Origin of the sequence: Pseudomonas sp. NPDC007930, from assembly GCF_042958985.1 — a bacterium.
Classification (GTDB): domain Bacteria; phylum Pseudomonadota; class Gammaproteobacteria; order Pseudomonadales; family Pseudomonadaceae; genus Aquipseudomonas.
The window spans coordinates 104,240-119,942 of the sequence record NZ_JBIBKC010000009.1 but is presented as its reverse complement, the minus strand read 5'-3'; the positions used below and the strand labels follow the sequence as shown (position 1 = coordinate 119,942).

Genomic DNA, 15,703 nt, shown 5'->3' with positions numbered 1-15,703 from the left:
TGAGGCACTACCCTCGGGCAGCCAACAACGGCCGGTAATGCTGCGGCAAGCGCATGCGCACCAGGTCTTTGGCGCGCACGGTGCTGGTGGGGTAGTCACTGGCCAGGTTGGCCGTGCTGATCGGCGCCACCACCACGCCCTCGGCGGCGGTCAGCAGCACTTCCTGGCGCGGGAAGGCGAAGGTGTCGGGGCCGAACACCCCGCTGGGCAGGCCGCTGCCGCCGTTGGCCAAGGCCAGGTAAAGGTTGTTCTCGCCCGCCCGTACCCGGCCCAGGTGCCAGTGGTAGAGGTCCGCCCCGGTGGGGATCGCGCCGGGGTGGCGCACCTCGGTGCCTGGGTGGCCGCCGGCGGCGGGGCTGGCCAGCAGCGCCGGGCAGCCGATCAGGTCGCAACCCTGCAAGGCCAGCACGCGGCCGGCCTCAGGCACCAGGCAGTCGTCGCCGATCAGCACGCCGAGGCGGCCGAACGGCAGGTCGAAACACGCCCACTGCTCGCCGGCGCGGGCCCAGGCGCGGTCGGCCGGGCTCAGGTGCTGCTTGCGGTAAACCCCCACCCGGCCCTCGGGGCCGAGCAGCAGCGCGCTGTTGTAGCAGCCGTCGGCGGCCTGCTCGGCCAGCCCCACCAGCAGGTGCAGGCGCAGTTGCGCGGCCAGGCGCATCAGCGCCTGCACCGGCGCGCTTTCGAAGCTCAGCGCCTGGGCCGCGCCGGCGCCGGTCAGGGCCAGCTCCGGGCACACCAGCAGCTCGGCACCCTGCCCGTGCGCCTGGCGCGCCAGCGCTTCGATCGCGGCCAGGTTGGCGCCGCGGTCGGTACTGGCGGCCAGGCGCCCCACGGCGATCCGCGAATCCTTGCCAGCGGGCAGGGTTTGCAGGCCATACAGGCCGAAGAACGCCAGCGGGTTCCAGGCATAGCTGTGCATGGCCAGGGTTTTGTACTGCTCTGGCCGGCGCAGCGCCAGGCGCCGGGCCTGGGTGTCGCGGGCGCGGGCCAGGTCGAGCTCCGCCAGCAGCACGCCGTCGCCGCTGTCGAGCATCGCCTGGATGTTGCCGTCGGGGTCGATCACGCAACTGCCGCCGCTGAACTGCACGCCGCGCTCCAGCCCCCAGCGGTTGCTCTCGATCAGGTAGCAGCCGTTTTCATAGGCGCGGTTGATCCAGTACGGCGCCGGCGTGCGCTCGGCCAGCCAGTTGCTCAGGTGGCAGATCACCTCGGCCCCGGCCACCCCGGCCAGGCGCGCGGTTTCCAGAAAGTGGATGTCCATGCAGATCAGCACCGCGATGCGCCCGATCGGTGTGTCGAACACCGTGTGGGTATCCCCCGCCGCGGCCCAGCGCGGCTCGGAGATATACGGGTGGCTTTTGCGGTGGGTGCCGAGCACCCCGCCCGGGCCGATCAGCACGGCCGAGTTGTAGTACAGGCCATCGGCCGGGTCGACTTCCGGCATGCCGAGCACCACGTAGCAGTCATGCTCGCGGGCCAGCGCGGTAAAGCGCTCGGTGGTGGCGCCGGGCACGGGCTCGACGTAGGGCGCGACTTCTTCACGGCTGGCCCAGCAGTAGCCGGTGGTGGCCATTTCCGGGGTCACGATCAGCCGCGCGCCGGCCTGGGCCGCTTCGCGCACCAGCGCTTCGAGGCGCTGCAGGTTGCCCTGGTGGTCGAACTGGGCCGGTTCGAATTGAATGCTGGCGATCTTCAGGGTGGTCATGGTTCAGGCTCCAGAGGCAGGCAGTTCAGGGCGCGGGCCTTCGTAGCCGGCGGCCGGGCGCCAACTGGTCGGGGTGTCGCTGGGGAACTGTGAGAAGTAGTAGCGGCCACGGCTGGCCAGGCTGAACGCCACGTGCAGCAGCGGGCCCACCAGCATGGCGATGAACGAGGCGTAGTACATCGGGTAGAGGCCGAGGATGCCCGCCGCGCCGATCGCCACGGCGATCAACAGGCTGGCCACGCCGCACGGGTTCCAGCGGCGCAGGTGCTCGCGGCGGAACTCGACGAAGTCGCTCGGCGCCAGCTTGAACACCCGGCGGCAGATGAAGTAATCGGCCAGGATGATGAACACCCAGGTGTTGGTGAGGATGCCGGTGATGGCCAGGAAGGTGCCGGTGTACTGGAGGATGTTGCACAGGTAGAACAGCACGCCCAGCGCCCACACCGCGAGCATCCACCACTGCCGGCCGGGGCGGTAGTCGAAGGTCATGTCCATGGTGTTCGACAACGCGATCGAGCCCGAGTAGAGGTTCATCACGTTGATCCGCACTTGGGTGATCACGGTGAACAGCACGCCGACGGCGGCGATCACAGTAGGGAAAATGAACCCAGGGTCCATCGCCAGGGCGAAGGCATCGCCGCTGCCGATGCGCGGCATCAGGGTGTAGGCCAGCAACGCGCCGCAGAGCATCACCGCGACGATCGGCAGGAGCATGCCGAGCATGATGGTGGCGGTGCCACGGTGGCTGATGTCGGGCTTGGCGAAGCGGCCGTAGTCGGTGCCCAGCAGGCCCTGGAAAACGATCTGCCCGTTGGCCATGTTCATCACCACCCACAGCGCGCTGGCGTTACCCGCCTCACGCGGCAGCCAGCCCGCCGGGCCGACCACGTCGTAGTTCTGGTGCAGTTGGTACAGGCAAAACGCGAACAGCCCGATGAAAATCGGCACGCCCCAGGTTTGCAGGAACTGCATCGACGACATGCCCTTCCAGGCGAACCAGATGGTCACCGCGCCGATGCTGGCAAAAATCGCCACCCCGGCCAGCGACCCCACCTCGACCCCGGCGTAGTGGGCGATGGCGTGGGAAACAATGGTGCCCTCGAACAAGAAGTAAAAGATGAAGTTCACCGCGTAGATCAACGAGGTGAACGCCGAGCCCATGTAGCCAAAGCCCAGCCCGCGGGTCAGCAGGCTCAGCGACAGGCCCTCCTTGGCGGCGATTTTCATCACGCAGGCGCCGATCACGGTGGCCAGCACCACCATGTAGAGGATCGGCCAGAGCATGCCCGGCCAGCCCACCTGGTAGCTCATGTCAGCGCCGAGGCTGAACCAGAACATGGCGGTGGAGTTGCCCAGCAGCACCAGGATGATCGCCGGGATCGGCCAACGGTAGCGGCTGGGTACGCGGCCGACGGCGTAGTCTTCGACGGCCTCGGCTTCGGTGATGTCTTGTGGCCCTTGGAACCACTTTTTCAACAGGCTCATGGATGAGGTCTCCTTTTTCGGGGCATGCAAAGGCCCCTCACGGCGAAACTGCCGCGATACGAACGGTTCAGGTGTTGGGGTGGGGCTAACGGTTTAGCGGGTCAGGGTGGGCTGCGCGGGCTGGCGGCGTGTTCGATGATGGCGCGCGCGACCACCTCCATGGCGCAGCGCTGGGCCATGGCCTGGCGCTGGATGCGCTTGTGCGCCTCGCCCTCGCTGATGCCGTGGCGGGCGATCAGCAGCATCTTCGCCATGGCCACCCGGCCGACCGCCGACTGGCGCACTTCCAGCTTGCGGATCTGCGCCAGCAGCTCGACCCGCCGGCGCCAGGCGGCGCGCGCCATGATCAACTGGGTGAGCAGGCCGAAGGGTTTCAGAGGGCGCTCGATCACCGCCGCCGGCTGGGCGCTGAGCACCAGCTCGAGCATGCTCGGGCTTTCGTAGCCGACGATGGCGATCAGCGGCGGTGCCTGCTCATCGAGGCCCGCCACCAGGCTGGCGATGGCCGCGCGTTGGTCCAGTTCGATCGACAGCAATACCACGTCGGCCGCGCCGGGCAGCAGCGCCGGCACCGGCCAGGCCTGCTCGACCTCGCAGCCGATACGCCGTAACTGGCCGATCACCAGCCGCGCTTCGCTGTCCAGCGGGTGCAGCACCAGCACCCGCAGGCCCTTGAGTTCACCCAGCAGTGGCGCGGCGGTCATTGGCTGCCTCCCAACTGGTAGTCGAGCAGGTACGGGCACGGGCGCTGGGCCTGGGCGGCCTGCTCGACAATCACGAACCGGCCATCGGCATCGAGCCGCGCCACCCGTGGCCACAGCCAGCAGTGGTGGGTTTCGCCGTCCAGTTGGACCAGCCCCTGGGGCGCCTGCAAGCGCACCTGGGCCAGCGCCTCGCGCAGGGCGTTCGGCTCGCTGCCGCCGGCCACGGCCAGCGCCTGGGCGTACAGGTGCACCTGAAAGTACGCCGCCTCGGCCGCCGCAGTGATCGGCGCGGCGGCGCCATGGCGGGCCCGGTAGCGGGCGACAAAAGCTTGGCTGGCGGGGGTTTCTACCGTGTCGAACCAGGGCGCGGCGCACAGGTGCCCGGCGGCATGGGCCGGCGGCATCAGCGCCACCTCGGCCTCGTTGGTCGACAAGCTGATGATCGGCATCCGTTGCGGGCTCAGCCCGGCCTCGTGGTAGGCGCCATAGAGGGTGGGGATGTCGGCACCGACCACGGTGGAATAGATCGCGTCCGGCGCCAGCGCGGCGACCCGGGCCATCACCTGGCGGTACTGCTCGGCCGAGGCGCCGAACGGCAGGTAGATCTCATCGAGCACCTCGCCGCCGGCCTGCTCGAACAGCTCGCGCATCACCCGGTTCGACTCCACCGGGTACACATAGGGCACGCCAATGAACAGCACGCGCTTGCCGTGCTGGGCCATCACGTAGCGGGCCAGCGGCAAGGCGTTCTGGTTCGGCGTGGCGCCGGTGTACCAGCACAGCGGCGAGTATTCGAAGCCTTCGTAGAGGGTGGGATAGAACAGCGGCACGCGGCGGCTTTCGATCACCGGCAACACCGCCTTGCGGGTGCTCGACATGTGCGTGCCGAACAGCGCCTGCACCTTGTGTTCGTCACACAGTTGCAGGGCCGCCTGGCGGTAATGATCGGGGCTGGGGCCGATGTCTGGCAGCAGCGCCTCGAGCGGGCGGCCCAGTACCCCGCCGTGCTGGTTGATCTCGTCAATGGCCAGCAGCGCGGCCTGGGCCTGGGTGGTTTCGACCGCGCCGGTCATGCTGCGGCGCGAGAACAACAGGCCGATGGCGTGACCGGGTGCTTGGGTAACAGTGGGCATGGCTGGGCTCCGGATACCGCAGGGGCGCATGGGCAACCTGTGCAGTATATGGAAGGGCCGCGCCTGTGGGGCGGGGCCTGAGCCGGCAGCATTGGCGGCAAAAAAGGCGGGCGGTGTCGGCGGGGCCGCTTGCAACATTGGAAGCGGGGCCGGCGCGGGGGCGTTACACCTGCTTAGGCTAAAGCAAATGCCGGGCCAGCTTGCCAATGCCCGGCTTTACGGGCGCCGCGGCCCCTCTGGCGCGCCAGCCTGGTGCGCGCGGGCGGCGCCGCGCACCAACAGCGGGCTCAGCGCGGAGTGTAACGAAGCCACACAGCGCCGCCGCTTTGCACCTCGGCGCTGGCCAGCTTGAGGTAGGCCGGCGCTTGCCAGCGGCCCTCCTCCATCTCGAACGACGCCGGGTGCGCGCCGCGGCCATCGATCAACGGCAACAGCAGCACGCTCACCTCATCCACCAACCCGGCCTGCACGAAGCGGCCGCTCACGTGGGGGCCGCCTTCGACCACCAGGCGCTGGATGCCCAGTTCGCGGTGCAGGGTTTCCAGCACCTGAGCCAGGTCCAGCTCACGGGCGCCGGCGAACAGGTAGGAGATACCCAATTGCTGCAGGTGCGCCAGGTAGTCATCACTCACCTGCTCGGTCAGCACCTCGACGATGTGCGCGCCCAGGGCGGTGTTTTGCTTCCAGCCGACCTTGCCCTGGGGGTCGATACTCACCGCGTAGGCCTTGGCTTCGCGTACGGCCCAGTGGTTCTCCCGGGGGATCGGCGCGCGGGCCAGGCCGCTGGGGTAGCCCTCGTCGTGGGCGATTTCCTGCATGGTCACCCGGCCGCAGGCCCAGGCGTCGAAGCCGAACCCTTCGGCGAGGGTTTCGTACAGCTCGCCGGCGGCTTGCTTGAAGGGGCGCTCCCAGCCGTCGGTGAGCGCGTGGCCATCGAGCGACGACATCATGTGGCAGATTACATAGGGTTTCATCACGGGCCTCCAGGGTTATCAATGAGAGACCGGGGCCCCGCGCGAGGGGTTCAGCCGGGTTGTGCGCTTAGAGTGCCCAGGAATAACCTAATGCCGCATGGTTATCATCGGCTATAACAGAAGTTGCTATGCTGCGCGCCGCCGCCGTGCCAACACGGCGTTTCCTGGCAGTACGGAACACATCGATGGACACAGCATTACTGGGGTTTACCCTCGCGGGCCTGATCGTGGGCTTTATCGTGGGGATGACTGGCGTGGGCGGCGGGTCGCTGATGACGCCCATTCTCTTGTGGTTCGGCATCAACCCGGCCACGGCCGTGGGCACTGACCTGCTCTACGCGGCGATCACCAAATCCAGCGGTGTGTGGGTGCACAGCCGCCACCGCAACATCGACTGGGCCATCACCGGCTGGCTGAGCCTGGGCAGCGTGCCAGCGGCAGCGCTCACGCTGTGGGCGCTGCAGCACCTGCCCGGCGACGCCAAGCTGGTCAACAGCCTGATCAAGCAAGCGCTGGCGGTGGTGCTGTTGCTCACCGCGGTGGCGATCCTGCTCAAGCCGCGGCTGCAAGCCTTTGCCCAGCGCCACGCCGGCGACCGCTATTCCCTGGCGCCGGGCACCCTGAACAGCCTGACGGTGCTCACCGGGGTGGTGCTCGGGGTGATGGTCTCGCTCACGTCGATCGGCGCCGGGGTGCTCGGCACCGTGGGCCTGTTCCTGCTGTACCCGTTCCTGCCCACCCGGCGCCTGGTGGGCACCGAGATCGCCCACGCGGTGCCGCTCACCCTGGTCGCCGGGCTGGGCCACGCGAGCATGGGCAACATGGACTGGGCGCTGCTCGGCCACCTGCTGCTGGGCTCGCTGCCGGGCATCTGGGTGGGCAGCCATATGGCCGGGCGCGTGCCCGACGGCTTGCTGCGGCCCCTGCTGGCGCTGATGCTGGCGTTGATCGGCGTGAAGATGGTGTTCTAGCCTGGATGGCACCGGCACGCGGCACAGCGGTCAAACCCTGTAGCCACCTGCCGGAGCACCCCTGCCATGCCCCATGTTCATGACGCCGCCCAACGCGGTTTTTCCACCGAAGCCCGTACCTACAGCAGCGGCCGCCCGGATTACCCGGCGGCCCTCGAAGCCTGGCTGCGCGACAGCCTCGGCGTGGTGCCGGCGCTGCGCGTGCTTGACCTCGGCGCCGGCACCGGCAAGTTCACCCGCCTGCTCGCCGGCCTGGGCGCCGACGTCACCGCCGTGGAACCGGTGGCGGCGATGCGCGACGAACTCAGCCTGGGCCTGCCCAAGGTGCCGGTGATGGACGGCACCGCCCAGGCCATCCCAGTGCCGGGTGAAACCGTCGAGGTGGTCACCTGCGCCCAGGCCTTCCACTGGTTCGCCGAACCTGAAGCGCTGGCGGACATCCACCGCGTGCTGGTGCCCGGCGGGCGCCTGGGGCTGGTGTGGAACGTGCGCGACGAAAGCGTGGACTGGGTGGCCGCGCTCACGGCGATCCTCAGCCCCCACGAAGGCGATGCCCCGCGCTTTCATACCGGCGCCTGGCGCCAGCCGTTCGCGGCGGGCCCGTGGTTCGAAGAACCCACGGTGGCGCGCTTCGAACACGTGCACGAAGGCGCGCCGGAAGACGTGGTGCTGGGGCGCTGCCTGTCGGTGAGCTTCATCGCCGCCCTGCCCGAGGCGCAGAAGCAGGCGGTCACGGCGCAGATCCGCGAGCTGATCGCTACCCACCCGGCGCTGCGCGGGCAGGCGCGGGTGCGGTTTCCGTACACCACCGAGGCGTATTGCTACCGGCGCAGGGGGTGAGCACGGAAGGCTTTGCCGGTTGAACGCAACAGGCCAGCGCTTTATTCTCTTTCCAAATGTATACATCGTATACAGCGCTTTGAAGGAGCACTAGCATGGCGACCTCCGTTTTATCGTTCCGTGTGGAGGAAGATGTGATCAACCAACTCGACCACCTGGCCCGCGCCACCGAGCGCGACCGCCAGTACCACCTCAAGCGCGCCCTGGCCGCCTACCTGAGCACCGAGGCCTGGCACTTGCAGGCCATTGCCGAAGGGGTGGCCGACGCGGATGCCGGCCAGTTGTCTGACCTTGCCAGCGTTCAGGCGCAGTGGGCTGCCCGTGCCAAAGCAGCTCGCCCTGACTGACAAAGCCCTCAGCGATCTGGCCGCGGTTCATGAGTATTACGCGGGGCAAGTGGGCGATGCGCGGGCCTGCCAGGTGGTATTGGGGGTGCTGGAAACACTCGAGCGGTTGCTGAGTTTCCCCGGCATGGGCCGCCAGGCCCAGCACCCGGGGGTTCGCGAGTGGGTGTTCGCTGATGTGCCGTACCTGGCGGCCTACCGGGTGGTGGGGGAACAGGTGCAGGTACTGCGGGTGTTGCATCACCGCCACGCGCGCGGTGGGCACTGAGGGCCCGTTACTCCCTGTCCCCTTCCACCACAAAGCCGGTGTCTACGCTCACCACCACGCTCATCCCCGGGCGCAACCGCTGGGCGTCCGGCTGGTCCGGGTCGAGGTGGATGCGCACGGGAATGCGCTGGGCAATCTTGACGAAGTTGCCGGTGGCGTTATCCGACTGCAACAGTGCGAACTCGGAGCCGGTGGCCGGCGAAATACGCTGCACATGGCCGGTCAGCCGGGCATGGTCGAGGGCGTCGACGGTGAAGCTGGCCGGCTGGCCCACACGCAGGTGGGCCATTTGGGTTTCCTTCATGTTGGCGATCACCCAGAGGGTGTCGGGCACTAACGCCATCAGTTGCGCGCCGGAGTTCACCCAGGCGCCGAGCTTCACCCCAATCTGCCCCAACTGGCCATTGCGCGGCGCGGTGATGCGGGTGTTGGCCAGGTCGATGCGGGCCAATTGCACGGCCGCCTCGGCATTGGCCACCGCGGCCTCGAGCGAGCCACGGTTGACCTGCACCGTGCGCAAATCCTGGCGGGCGATGTCCAGCGCGGCCTTGGCTTCGGCCACCGCCGCCACGGCCTGGGCGTTGGCGGCGCGGGTCACGTCGAGTTCGCTGCGCGAGATCGAACCATCACCGACCAGCGCCTGGTTGCGCCGCAAGTCGGCCGCGGCCTTGTCGGCCTGGGCCTGGCTGTCGCCGATGGCCGCCTGGCGCTGGGCGATGGTGGCCTGGGCGCTGCGTTGCTGTTGCGCGTTATTGGCCAGCGCCGCCTGCTGGGTGGCCAGTTGCGCCACCGCCTGGGCCAATTGCTGCTGGTAGATGCGGTCATCCAGGCGCACCAGCAAGTCACCGGCCTGCACGAACTGGAAATCCTGCACCGGCACTTCGAACACATAGCCCGACAGTTGCGGGCTGATCACCGTGACCTGGCCCTTTACCTGGGCGTTTTCAGTGCTTTCGATTGCCGTGGCGAACGGCGGCAATTGCCAGGCGTAGAGCACGATGGCCACACCCACCAACGCGACGCTGGCAAACAGCAGCGCCGACAGCAGCCGGGTGCGCCGCGAACGCGGTTCGGTCGCCGCGGCCTGCGGCGGCGGTTGTTCGCCCTCGGGGGTGGCGGCGATGGCAGTGGTGGTGGTGCTTTGCGGCTGGTCGCTCATGAGGGTGAACCGGGGGCTGTGGCGGCGCGGGCGGCGCGACGGGTGGTACTGCGCAGCCACAGCACGCGTACTGAAATCCAGGCAATGGTCAGCACGGCGATAATGGCGATCAGCATGAAGGTGTCGTTGTAGGCCATCACGTTGGCCTCGCGGGTGGCGGCGTTGGCCAGGGCGCGCAGGCCCTGGTTGTTGCGCTCGGCAGTGCCGGGCAACGCGCTGGCGTAGCTGGCCGCGCCGCTTTGCACACGGGCGGCCACCAGCGGGTCGTAGAACGGCAGGCGGTCGGTGATCAAACTGGAGTGGTACTTCTCCCGCACGATCTGCCAGGTGCCCAACAGCGCCGCGCCGAGCAGGCTGCCGAGGTTCTGGGCGATCCCGAACAGCACCGAAAAACTCACCAGGTTGCGCGGGTTGGCGATCACGTTGCGGGTGCCCAGCACCATGGTCGGGCCAAGAAAGAACGTTGAGCCGAACGCCAGCAGGAACTGCGACAGGTACATCTGCTCCGGGCGGGTAAGGTTGCTGGAGAAGGTGTCCATCACCGCCCCGGTGCCCATCAACCCCAATGACAACAACAGCGGCATGAACAGGTGCTCGGGGTGGATGGTCAGCGCGCTGGTGGCCAGCCCCGCCACGCTGCCGATCAGCATCACCAGGTAGAGGCTGAACAACTGCTCGCTGCCCAGGTTCAGGTACTGCATGAAGCCCACCGCGCCGGTGGACTGCTCGGAGGTGACCATGCGGATCAACACCACCGCCAGCCCCAGGCGGATGATCGGCCCGCTGCCCAGCCAGCGGGTCATCAGCAACGGGTTGATGCGGTTGTGCTCGATGTACAACCCGGTGGCGATCAGCACGATCGCCCCGGCCAGGGCGTAGCCGATCCACGGCGCCTCCAGCCACCAGTCGATGCGCCCCAGCGACAGCACCGCCACCAGCAACCCCACCCCCGGCGCCAGCAAGGCGAAGGTGAGAAAGTCCAACGGCTCGAAGGTGCGAAAACGGTCGCCCGGCGGCAGCTTGAGCAGCAGCACGCAACCCAGCGCCACCAGGCACAGGCCCAGCTCGAACAAGTACAACCCGCGCCATTCGGCGATCTGCAGCAGGTCTTCGGAGAACAGCCGGGCCAGCGGCAGCGCCAGTTGCGCGGTGCCCAAGCCGAGCACCAGGGCCTTGAGCCGCCATTTCGCCGGGAACGCCTGGATCATGTAGTACAGGCCCAGCGAGCTCAGCGCCGCGCCGACCATGCCGTGGGCGGCGCGCACGGCCACGGCCGAGTTGAGGTCGTTGACGAACAGGTGGGCGAAGGTCACCAGCGCGTACAGCGCCAGGAACACCTCGGTAAAGGCGCGCAGGCCGAACTGCTGGCGAAATTTCACCAGCAGCAGGTTCATCGTCACGTTGGTCATCACGTAGGCGGCCGGCAGCCAGGCCATTTCCGCGCTGGTGGCGCCCAGCGCGCCTTGCAGGTAGATGAGGTTGGCCGACACCAGCGCGTTGCCCAGCCCGCCGGTGATGCCCACCAGCAGCCCGACCAGGAAGAACGCCAGGCGTTTACGCGGCGAATGCAGCGGCGTCGACGGCGAACCGGGAAGCGTCGGCCGTTCGTGGGGCTGCCAGGAATGGGGGGCGTAGCGGTCCATGTTCGCGCCGGCACCTGAAAAATGATGTCAATTTAGTCGCAAAATAAAACCAAAAGTTTTCTTCATTATCAGAGAACTGTAAAGGAAGGGTAAATTCATACCAAAATCAGCCCGTTACTCTATAACGTTGAGAACATTCATGAGCAAACCCCACAGGCCCCGACCATGCACAGACGTCAGATCCTGACCCTGCTCCTGGCAGGCATCACGCTTCCGCTTTCGCTCACCGCCAAGGCTGGGCAAACGGTGCTGGCCGCCCGCACCTGGCGCCAGAACGGCACCTCGCGGGTGGTGCTGGACCTCTCCGGCCCGGTCACCTACCAGGCCTTCGAACTCGACGCCCCACCGCGCTTGATCCTCGACCTGCACGGCACCCGGCTGACCAGCACGCTCAACGAAGCGACGCTGCGCCAGGGCCCGGTCAAGCAGGTGCGCAGCAGCCTGCGGCCAAACGGCGACACGCGCCTGGTGTTCGAATTCGACCAGCCGATCAAAACCAGCGCCTTCGCCCTGCCGCCAGGTTCGGGCAAGGGTAACCGCTTGGTGATCGACCTGCACAGCGGCGCCGCGCCAGCCCTGGCCAGCGCCAAGGCAACGCAACCGCCAGCGGCCCAGGCGCAACTGGCCAAGGCCGACCCCGCGCCCACCCCCGGCAAGGGCCACCGCGACGTGATCGTGGTGATCGACGCCGGCCACGGCGGCAAAGACCCGGGCGCCATCGGCGCCGGCGGCCAGCAGGAAAAACACGTGGCCCTGGCCATCGCCCAGATGCTTGCGCGCAAGGTCAACCAAACCAAGGGCTACAAGGCCCGGTTGGTGCGCAACGACGACTTCTTCGTGCCGCTGCGCAAACGGGTAGACGTGGCCCGCAAGTACAACGCCGACATGTTCGTCTCGGTGCACGCCGACGCCGCGCCCAACCGCACCGCCAAGGGCGCCTCGGTGTTTGCCCTCAGCGAGCACGGCGCCACCTCGACCCTGGCGCGCTGGATGGCCGACCAGGAGAACGCCTCCGACCTGATCGGCGCGCGGCAACTGCTGAACATCAGCGACAAAGACCCGATGCTGGCCAACGTGATCCTCGACATGTCGATGAACGCGACCATCTCCAGCAGCCTCAGCCTGGGCGGCAACGTGCTCGACAGCGTTGGCGGGGTGTCAGGGGTGCATGGGGTGAAGCGCGTGGAACAGGCCGGGTTCGCCGTACTGAAGTCGCCAGACATCCCGTCGATCCTGGTGGAGACCGGGTTCATCTCCAACAGCCGCGACTGCTCGCGGCTGATGGACACCCGCCACCGGCAGAAGGTGGCCCAGGCGATCTTTACCGGCATCAGCGGGTATTTTGCCAATAACCCGCCGATGGGCACGTACCTGGCGGCGGCCAGGTCGGGAGGGTTGGCTTAGGTTTTTCAAGGCCCAGGGCCCCTACCCCAACTCTTCCTCCTCGCGCAGCAGCGCCGGCGGCAACGCCTGGCGCAAATGCTCGAGCCAGGTGCGCGCCTTGGCGTCGACGAACAGCCGCGACGGCATCAGCGCATAGAGGTTCAGGCTTTGTAGCCGGTAGCCGGCCAGCACCTGCACCAGCCGGCCACTGCGCAGGCCGCTGATGGCGGTGTAGCTGGGCAGCACGCCGATGCCCAAGCCGGCGCCGATGGCCACGCCCATCGCCTCGATCGAGTTGACCCGCAGCGCCGGCTCGTCGAAATCCAGCGCATGCTCGCCGCCTGGGCCGGCCAAGTGCCAGCGCGCCTCGGGGTAGGCCAGGCTGTTCATCATCAGGCAGTCGTGGCCGGCCAGTTCATCGGGGTGCGCCGGTGCGCCGCGCCGGGCGAGGTAATTGGGCGCGGCACAGAGCACGCTGTGGATGGTGCCCAGGCGCTGCGCCACATAGGCCGAATCTGGCAGTTGCCGGGCCAGCACGATGGCCATGTCGTAGCCTTCTTCGATGAGGTCGGGGACCCGGTTCGACAGGCGCAGGTCAAAGCGCACCCGCGGGTGGGCCAGGCGGTAACTGGCGATCAGGTCGATCACGTAATGCATGCCGATGCCGACCATGGCGTGCACCTGCAGCTTGCCAGCGGCTTCGTCGACCGCCGCCACCGCTTCGGCCTCTGCCTCGGCCAATTGCCCGAGAATGGCCAGGCTGCGCCGCAGGTAGCGCTCGCCGGCTTCGGTCAGCGCCAGGCGGCGAGTGCTGCGCTGCAGCAGGCGGGTGCGCAGGTGAGCTTCGAGCGCCGCCACCGCGCGGCTGACGTTGGCGGTGGTCATGTCAAGCTGGCGCGCCGCGGCGCTGAAGCCACCGGCCTGGGCCACGGCGGCGAACACCCGCATGTTCTGAAAGAGGTTCATGGCTGCACATATTCAATTTTTAATTGATAGTGCATCAGTTTTCCCTGGCTGTCAGGCCCCCATGGGCGGCCAATACAATGGCGATACTTCAGTTTTTGTGAATGCTTCGCCCATGCTCAACCCTTTCGCCGGCCGCGGCCTGGACTTGATCTACATCGCCAAAGTGTGGCTGGCCGCCGTGCTCACCTATTTTTTCGCGCTGTGGCTGGAAGTGCCGCAACCGCAAACGGCGGTGATCAGTGTGTTCATCCTGATGCAGCCACAAAGCGGCCCGGTACTGGCCAAGAGCGTGTACCGCCTGCTCGGCAGCGCTGGCGGGCTGGGCATGGCGGTGTTGCTGATCGCCCTGTTCGGCCAGCAGGGTGAGTTGTTCATTGGCGCGTTGGCGCTGTGGGTGGGGCTGTGCTGCGCGTTGTCCGCCCACTACCGCGGCTTCACCGCTTACAGCTTCGTGCTCGCCGGCTACACCGCGGCCATCGTGGGCGCGCCGGCCTTGGGCAACCCCGCCGAGGTGTTCACTTCGGCGCTGTGGCGGGCGCTGGAAATCGGCCTGGCGATCCTTTGCTGCGGGGTGGTCAGCGCGGTACTGCTGCCCCAGCACAGCGGCCAGGCCCTGCAGCAGGCGCTGAACCGCCGGCTCGGCGAACTGGCCGGGGTGATCAGCGATGCCCTGGCCGGCGCCCACCCCGGCGGCGCCCAGCGGCAACTGGCCAGCGACGCCGTGCTGTGGGACAACCTGCGGCAACTGGCCGCCTACGAGGCCCCGCACTGGGGCGCCCGGCAAGGCTGGCTGCAACGGCTAAATGGCGAGCTGATGGCCCTGGCCACCACCTTCAATGCCTTCATGCACGCCCTCGCGGCCATGCCCTGCCGCGAGCGCGCGGCGCTCGAGCCCTACCTGCAGGCCCTGCGCACCACCCTTGAGGCACGCCGCGGCCAGCCGCTGGCCATGGCCGCCGCGCCGGCACTCGCCGAGCACTTCGCCGCCCAGCAGCAAGCATTGCCCGCCGGCCGCGGGCGGCCGGCGGCGATCGCCTGGCGTTTGCTCGATGACCTGCTCGGCCAACTGCAACGCTGCGCCCTGGCCCATGCCGCGCTGGAGCAGGCCGCGCCGCTGCCAGCCACAGCGCCCTTCGAAAGCCTGACCAGCCCCTGGTTGAGCCTTGCCGCGGGGGTGCGCGGTAGCGTGCTGGTCGCCGTGCTGGGCGGCTTCTGGTACCTCAGCGCCTGGCCCAGCGGCCCGGCCATGCTGCTCTCGGCGGCGGCCGCGGTCAGCCTCGCCTGCACCACCCCCAACCCACGCGGCACCGGCCAGCAAATGTGCCAAGGCGCGCTGCTCGGCTCGGTGCTGGCATTCATCGACTACGCCTACGTGTACCCGGCGCTCGATGGCTTCCCGCTGCTGGCGCTGGCCATCGCCCCGCCGATCCTCTACGGCGCCTGGCTGACCACCCGCCTGCCAACCCTGGGCATCGGCCTGGGCCTGCTGGTGACCTTCGCCTCGGTGGCAATCCCCGCCAACACCCCGCTGTACAACCTGCCGTGGCTGCTGGAAAACTGCCTGGCCACTCTGGTCAGCTTTGCCGCCGCCGCGGTGGCCGGCGCGGTGCTGCTGCCGAGCAACGCGCCGTGGTCCTGGCGGCGCCTGAACCAGGCCTTGCAGGCGCAACTGGCGTTCGCCGCCAGCGCGCCACTGGCGCACCTGCGCCAGCGCCTCGAAAGCCGCACCCGCGACCTGCTGCACCACGCCACCGCCCTGGCCGCCGGCGCTCCCGAAGTGCAAGGGCAACTGCTCGCCAGCGCCTTGCAGGCGCAGATGGCCGGGCTGGCGATCATCGAGGTACGCCAGGCACTGGCGGGGGATGAGGCGGCGCAGGCCGTGCAGCCGTTGCTGCTGGCCTGGGCGCAAGGCGCGCGGCCGCCGTTGGCGGCGGGGTTGGCGTTGTTGGAAGGGGGTGGGCCGGGTAGGCAGCGGGCGCGGGATTATCTGGGGTGGTTGCAGGTTGCGCAAAACGTGACGGATACACGGCGGCAAACGAATACCACCCCAGGCGCTAACTTATAATAAATAGGCACTCAGGAAACTTACCCCCCTAAGTTTTTATTGACTGAACCTTTACCCCGCAAC

The 15,703-nt window shown here is 68.1% G+C and carries 14 protein-coding genes; 6 read left to right on the top strand and 8 right to left on the bottom strand.

The window, feature by feature from the left end; genetic code table 11:
* Positions 1-7: 7 nt before the first annotated feature.
* From ACFZCE_RS18795 to ACFZCE_RS18775, 5 genes are all read right to left on the bottom strand, one after another.
* Positions 8-1,705, bottom strand: coding sequence for a nitrilase-related carbon-nitrogen hydrolase (locus tag ACFZCE_RS18795; RefSeq protein ID WP_390941737.1), 1,698 nt, complete (start codon positions 1,703-1,705; stop codon positions 8-10).
* Positions 1,706-1,708: 3 nt separating this feature from the next.
* Positions 1,709-3,190 carry a cytosine permease gene (locus ACFZCE_RS18790; RefSeq protein ID WP_390941735.1) on the bottom strand — a complete coding sequence of 494 codons (1,482 nt, stop codon included), beginning with the start codon at positions 3,188-3,190 and terminating at the stop codon, positions 1,709-1,711.
* 101 nt (positions 3,191-3,291) lie between these two features.
* On the bottom strand, positions 3,292-3,894 hold the full coding sequence (locus tag ACFZCE_RS18785; RefSeq protein ID WP_390941733.1) for an ANTAR domain-containing protein: 603 nt from the start codon (positions 3,892-3,894) through the stop codon (positions 3,292-3,294).
* Entirely contained in the window at positions 3,891-5,027 is a 1,137-nt protein-coding gene (locus ACFZCE_RS18780; RefSeq protein ID WP_390941731.1) for a transporter substrate-binding protein, read from the bottom strand. The genes ACFZCE_RS18785 and ACFZCE_RS18780 overlap by 4 nt, the downstream gene beginning before the upstream one ends.
* 287 nt (positions 5,028-5,314) lie before the next feature.
* On the bottom strand, positions 5,315-6,001 hold the full coding sequence (locus ACFZCE_RS18775; protein ID WP_390941729.1) for a dihydrofolate reductase family protein: 687 nt from the start codon (positions 5,999-6,001) through the stop codon (positions 5,315-5,317).
* 185 nt (positions 6,002-6,186) lie between these two features.
* On the opposite strand from ACFZCE_RS18775, the gene ACFZCE_RS18770 reads away from it, so the two are divergent.
* From ACFZCE_RS18770 to ACFZCE_RS18755, 4 genes are all read left to right on the top strand, one after another.
* A complete protein-coding gene (locus tag ACFZCE_RS18770) occupies positions 6,187-6,972 on the top strand; it encodes a TSUP family transporter (RefSeq protein WP_390941727.1) in 786 nt (261 codons plus the stop codon).
* Positions 6,973-7,038: 66 nt separating this feature from the next.
* The gene (locus ACFZCE_RS18765; RefSeq protein WP_390941725.1) at positions 7,039-7,812 is read left to right on the top strand and encodes a methyltransferase domain-containing protein; all 774 of its coding nucleotides are present in this window, start codon (positions 7,039-7,041) and stop codon (positions 7,810-7,812) included.
* Positions 7,813-7,907: 95 nt separating this feature from the next.
* Positions 7,908-8,159 (top strand): ribbon-helix-helix protein, CopG family, encoded by a 252-nt coding sequence (locus ACFZCE_RS18760; protein ID WP_390941723.1) that lies wholly within the window; start codon positions 7,908-7,910, stop codon positions 8,157-8,159.
* Positions 8,134-8,424 (top strand): type II toxin-antitoxin system RelE/ParE family toxin, encoded by a 291-nt coding sequence (locus ACFZCE_RS18755; protein WP_390941721.1) that lies wholly within the window; start codon positions 8,134-8,136, stop codon positions 8,422-8,424. The genes ACFZCE_RS18760 and ACFZCE_RS18755 overlap by 26 nt, the downstream gene beginning before the upstream one ends.
* 7 nt (positions 8,425-8,431) lie before the next feature.
* Here ACFZCE_RS18755 and ACFZCE_RS18750 read toward each other — a convergent pair whose 3' ends face one another.
* Positions 8,432-9,583, bottom strand: coding sequence for an HlyD family efflux transporter periplasmic adaptor subunit (locus tag ACFZCE_RS18750; RefSeq protein WP_390941719.1), 1,152 nt, complete (start codon positions 9,581-9,583; stop codon positions 8,432-8,434).
* A complete protein-coding gene (locus tag ACFZCE_RS18745) occupies positions 9,580-11,226 on the bottom strand; it encodes an MFS transporter (protein ID WP_390941717.1) in 1,647 nt (548 codons plus the stop codon). The genes ACFZCE_RS18750 and ACFZCE_RS18745 overlap by 4 nt, the downstream gene beginning before the upstream one ends.
* Positions 11,227-11,391: 165 nt before the next feature.
* Here ACFZCE_RS18745 and ACFZCE_RS18740 point away from each other — a divergent pair, with 165 nt between their 5' ends.
* A complete protein-coding gene (locus ACFZCE_RS18740; RefSeq protein ID WP_390941715.1) occupies positions 11,392-12,630 on the top strand; it encodes an N-acetylmuramoyl-L-alanine amidase in 1,239 nt (412 codons plus the stop codon).
* 21 nt (positions 12,631-12,651) lie between these two features.
* On the opposite strand, the gene ACFZCE_RS18735 is transcribed toward ACFZCE_RS18740, so the two are convergent.
* Positions 12,652-13,575 carry a LysR substrate-binding domain-containing protein gene (locus tag ACFZCE_RS18735; protein WP_390941713.1) on the bottom strand — a complete coding sequence of 308 codons (924 nt, stop codon included), beginning with the start codon at positions 13,573-13,575 and terminating at the stop codon, positions 12,652-12,654.
* Positions 13,576-13,687: 112 nt separating this feature from the next.
* On the opposite strand from ACFZCE_RS18735, the gene ACFZCE_RS18730 reads away from it, so the two are divergent.
* Entirely contained in the window at positions 13,688-15,640 is a 1,953-nt protein-coding gene (locus tag ACFZCE_RS18730) for an FUSC family protein (protein WP_390941711.1), read from the top strand.
* Positions 15,641-15,703 lie beyond the last annotated feature (63 nt).

What these genes read in the sequence shown, in the direction of transcription:
- ACFZCE_RS18795 (WP_390941737.1), bottom strand. Translation starts at nt 1,705, where the DNA reads ATGACCACCCTGAAGATCGCCAGCATTCAATTCGAACCGGCCCAGTTC.
- ACFZCE_RS18790 (WP_390941735.1), bottom strand. Translation starts at nt 3,190, where the DNA reads ATGAGCCTGTTGAAAAAGTGGTTCCAAGGGCCACAAGACATCACCGAA.
- ACFZCE_RS18785 (WP_390941733.1), bottom strand. Translation starts at nt 3,894, where the DNA reads ATGACCGCCGCGCCACTGCTGGGTGAACTCAAGGGCCTGCGGGTGCTG.
- ACFZCE_RS18780 (WP_390941731.1), bottom strand. Translation starts at nt 5,027, where the DNA reads ATGCCCACTGTTACCCAAGCACCCGGTCACGCCATCGGCCTGTTGTTC.
- ACFZCE_RS18775 (WP_390941729.1), bottom strand. Translation starts at nt 6,001, where the DNA reads ATGAAACCCTATGTAATCTGCCACATGATGTCGTCGCTCGATGGCCAC.
- ACFZCE_RS18770 (WP_390941727.1), top strand. Translation starts at nt 6,187, where the DNA reads ATGGACACAGCATTACTGGGGTTTACCCTCGCGGGCCTGATCGTGGGC.
- ACFZCE_RS18765 (WP_390941725.1), top strand. Translation starts at nt 7,039, where the DNA reads ATGCCCCATGTTCATGACGCCGCCCAACGCGGTTTTTCCACCGAAGCC.
- ACFZCE_RS18760 (WP_390941723.1), top strand. Translation starts at nt 7,908, where the DNA reads ATGGCGACCTCCGTTTTATCGTTCCGTGTGGAGGAAGATGTGATCAAC.
- ACFZCE_RS18750 (WP_390941719.1), bottom strand. Translation starts at nt 9,583, where the DNA reads ATGAGCGACCAGCCGCAAAGCACCACCACCACTGCCATCGCCGCCACC.
- ACFZCE_RS18745 (WP_390941717.1), bottom strand. Translation starts at nt 11,226, where the DNA reads ATGGACCGCTACGCCCCCCATTCCTGGCAGCCCCACGAACGGCCGACG.
- ACFZCE_RS18740 (WP_390941715.1), top strand. Translation starts at nt 11,392, where the DNA reads ATGCACAGACGTCAGATCCTGACCCTGCTCCTGGCAGGCATCACGCTT.
- ACFZCE_RS18735 (WP_390941713.1), bottom strand. Translation starts at nt 13,575, where the DNA reads ATGAACCTCTTTCAGAACATGCGGGTGTTCGCCGCCGTGGCCCAGGCC.
- ACFZCE_RS18730 (WP_390941711.1), top strand. Translation starts at nt 13,688, where the DNA reads ATGCTCAACCCTTTCGCCGGCCGCGGCCTGGACTTGATCTACATCGCC.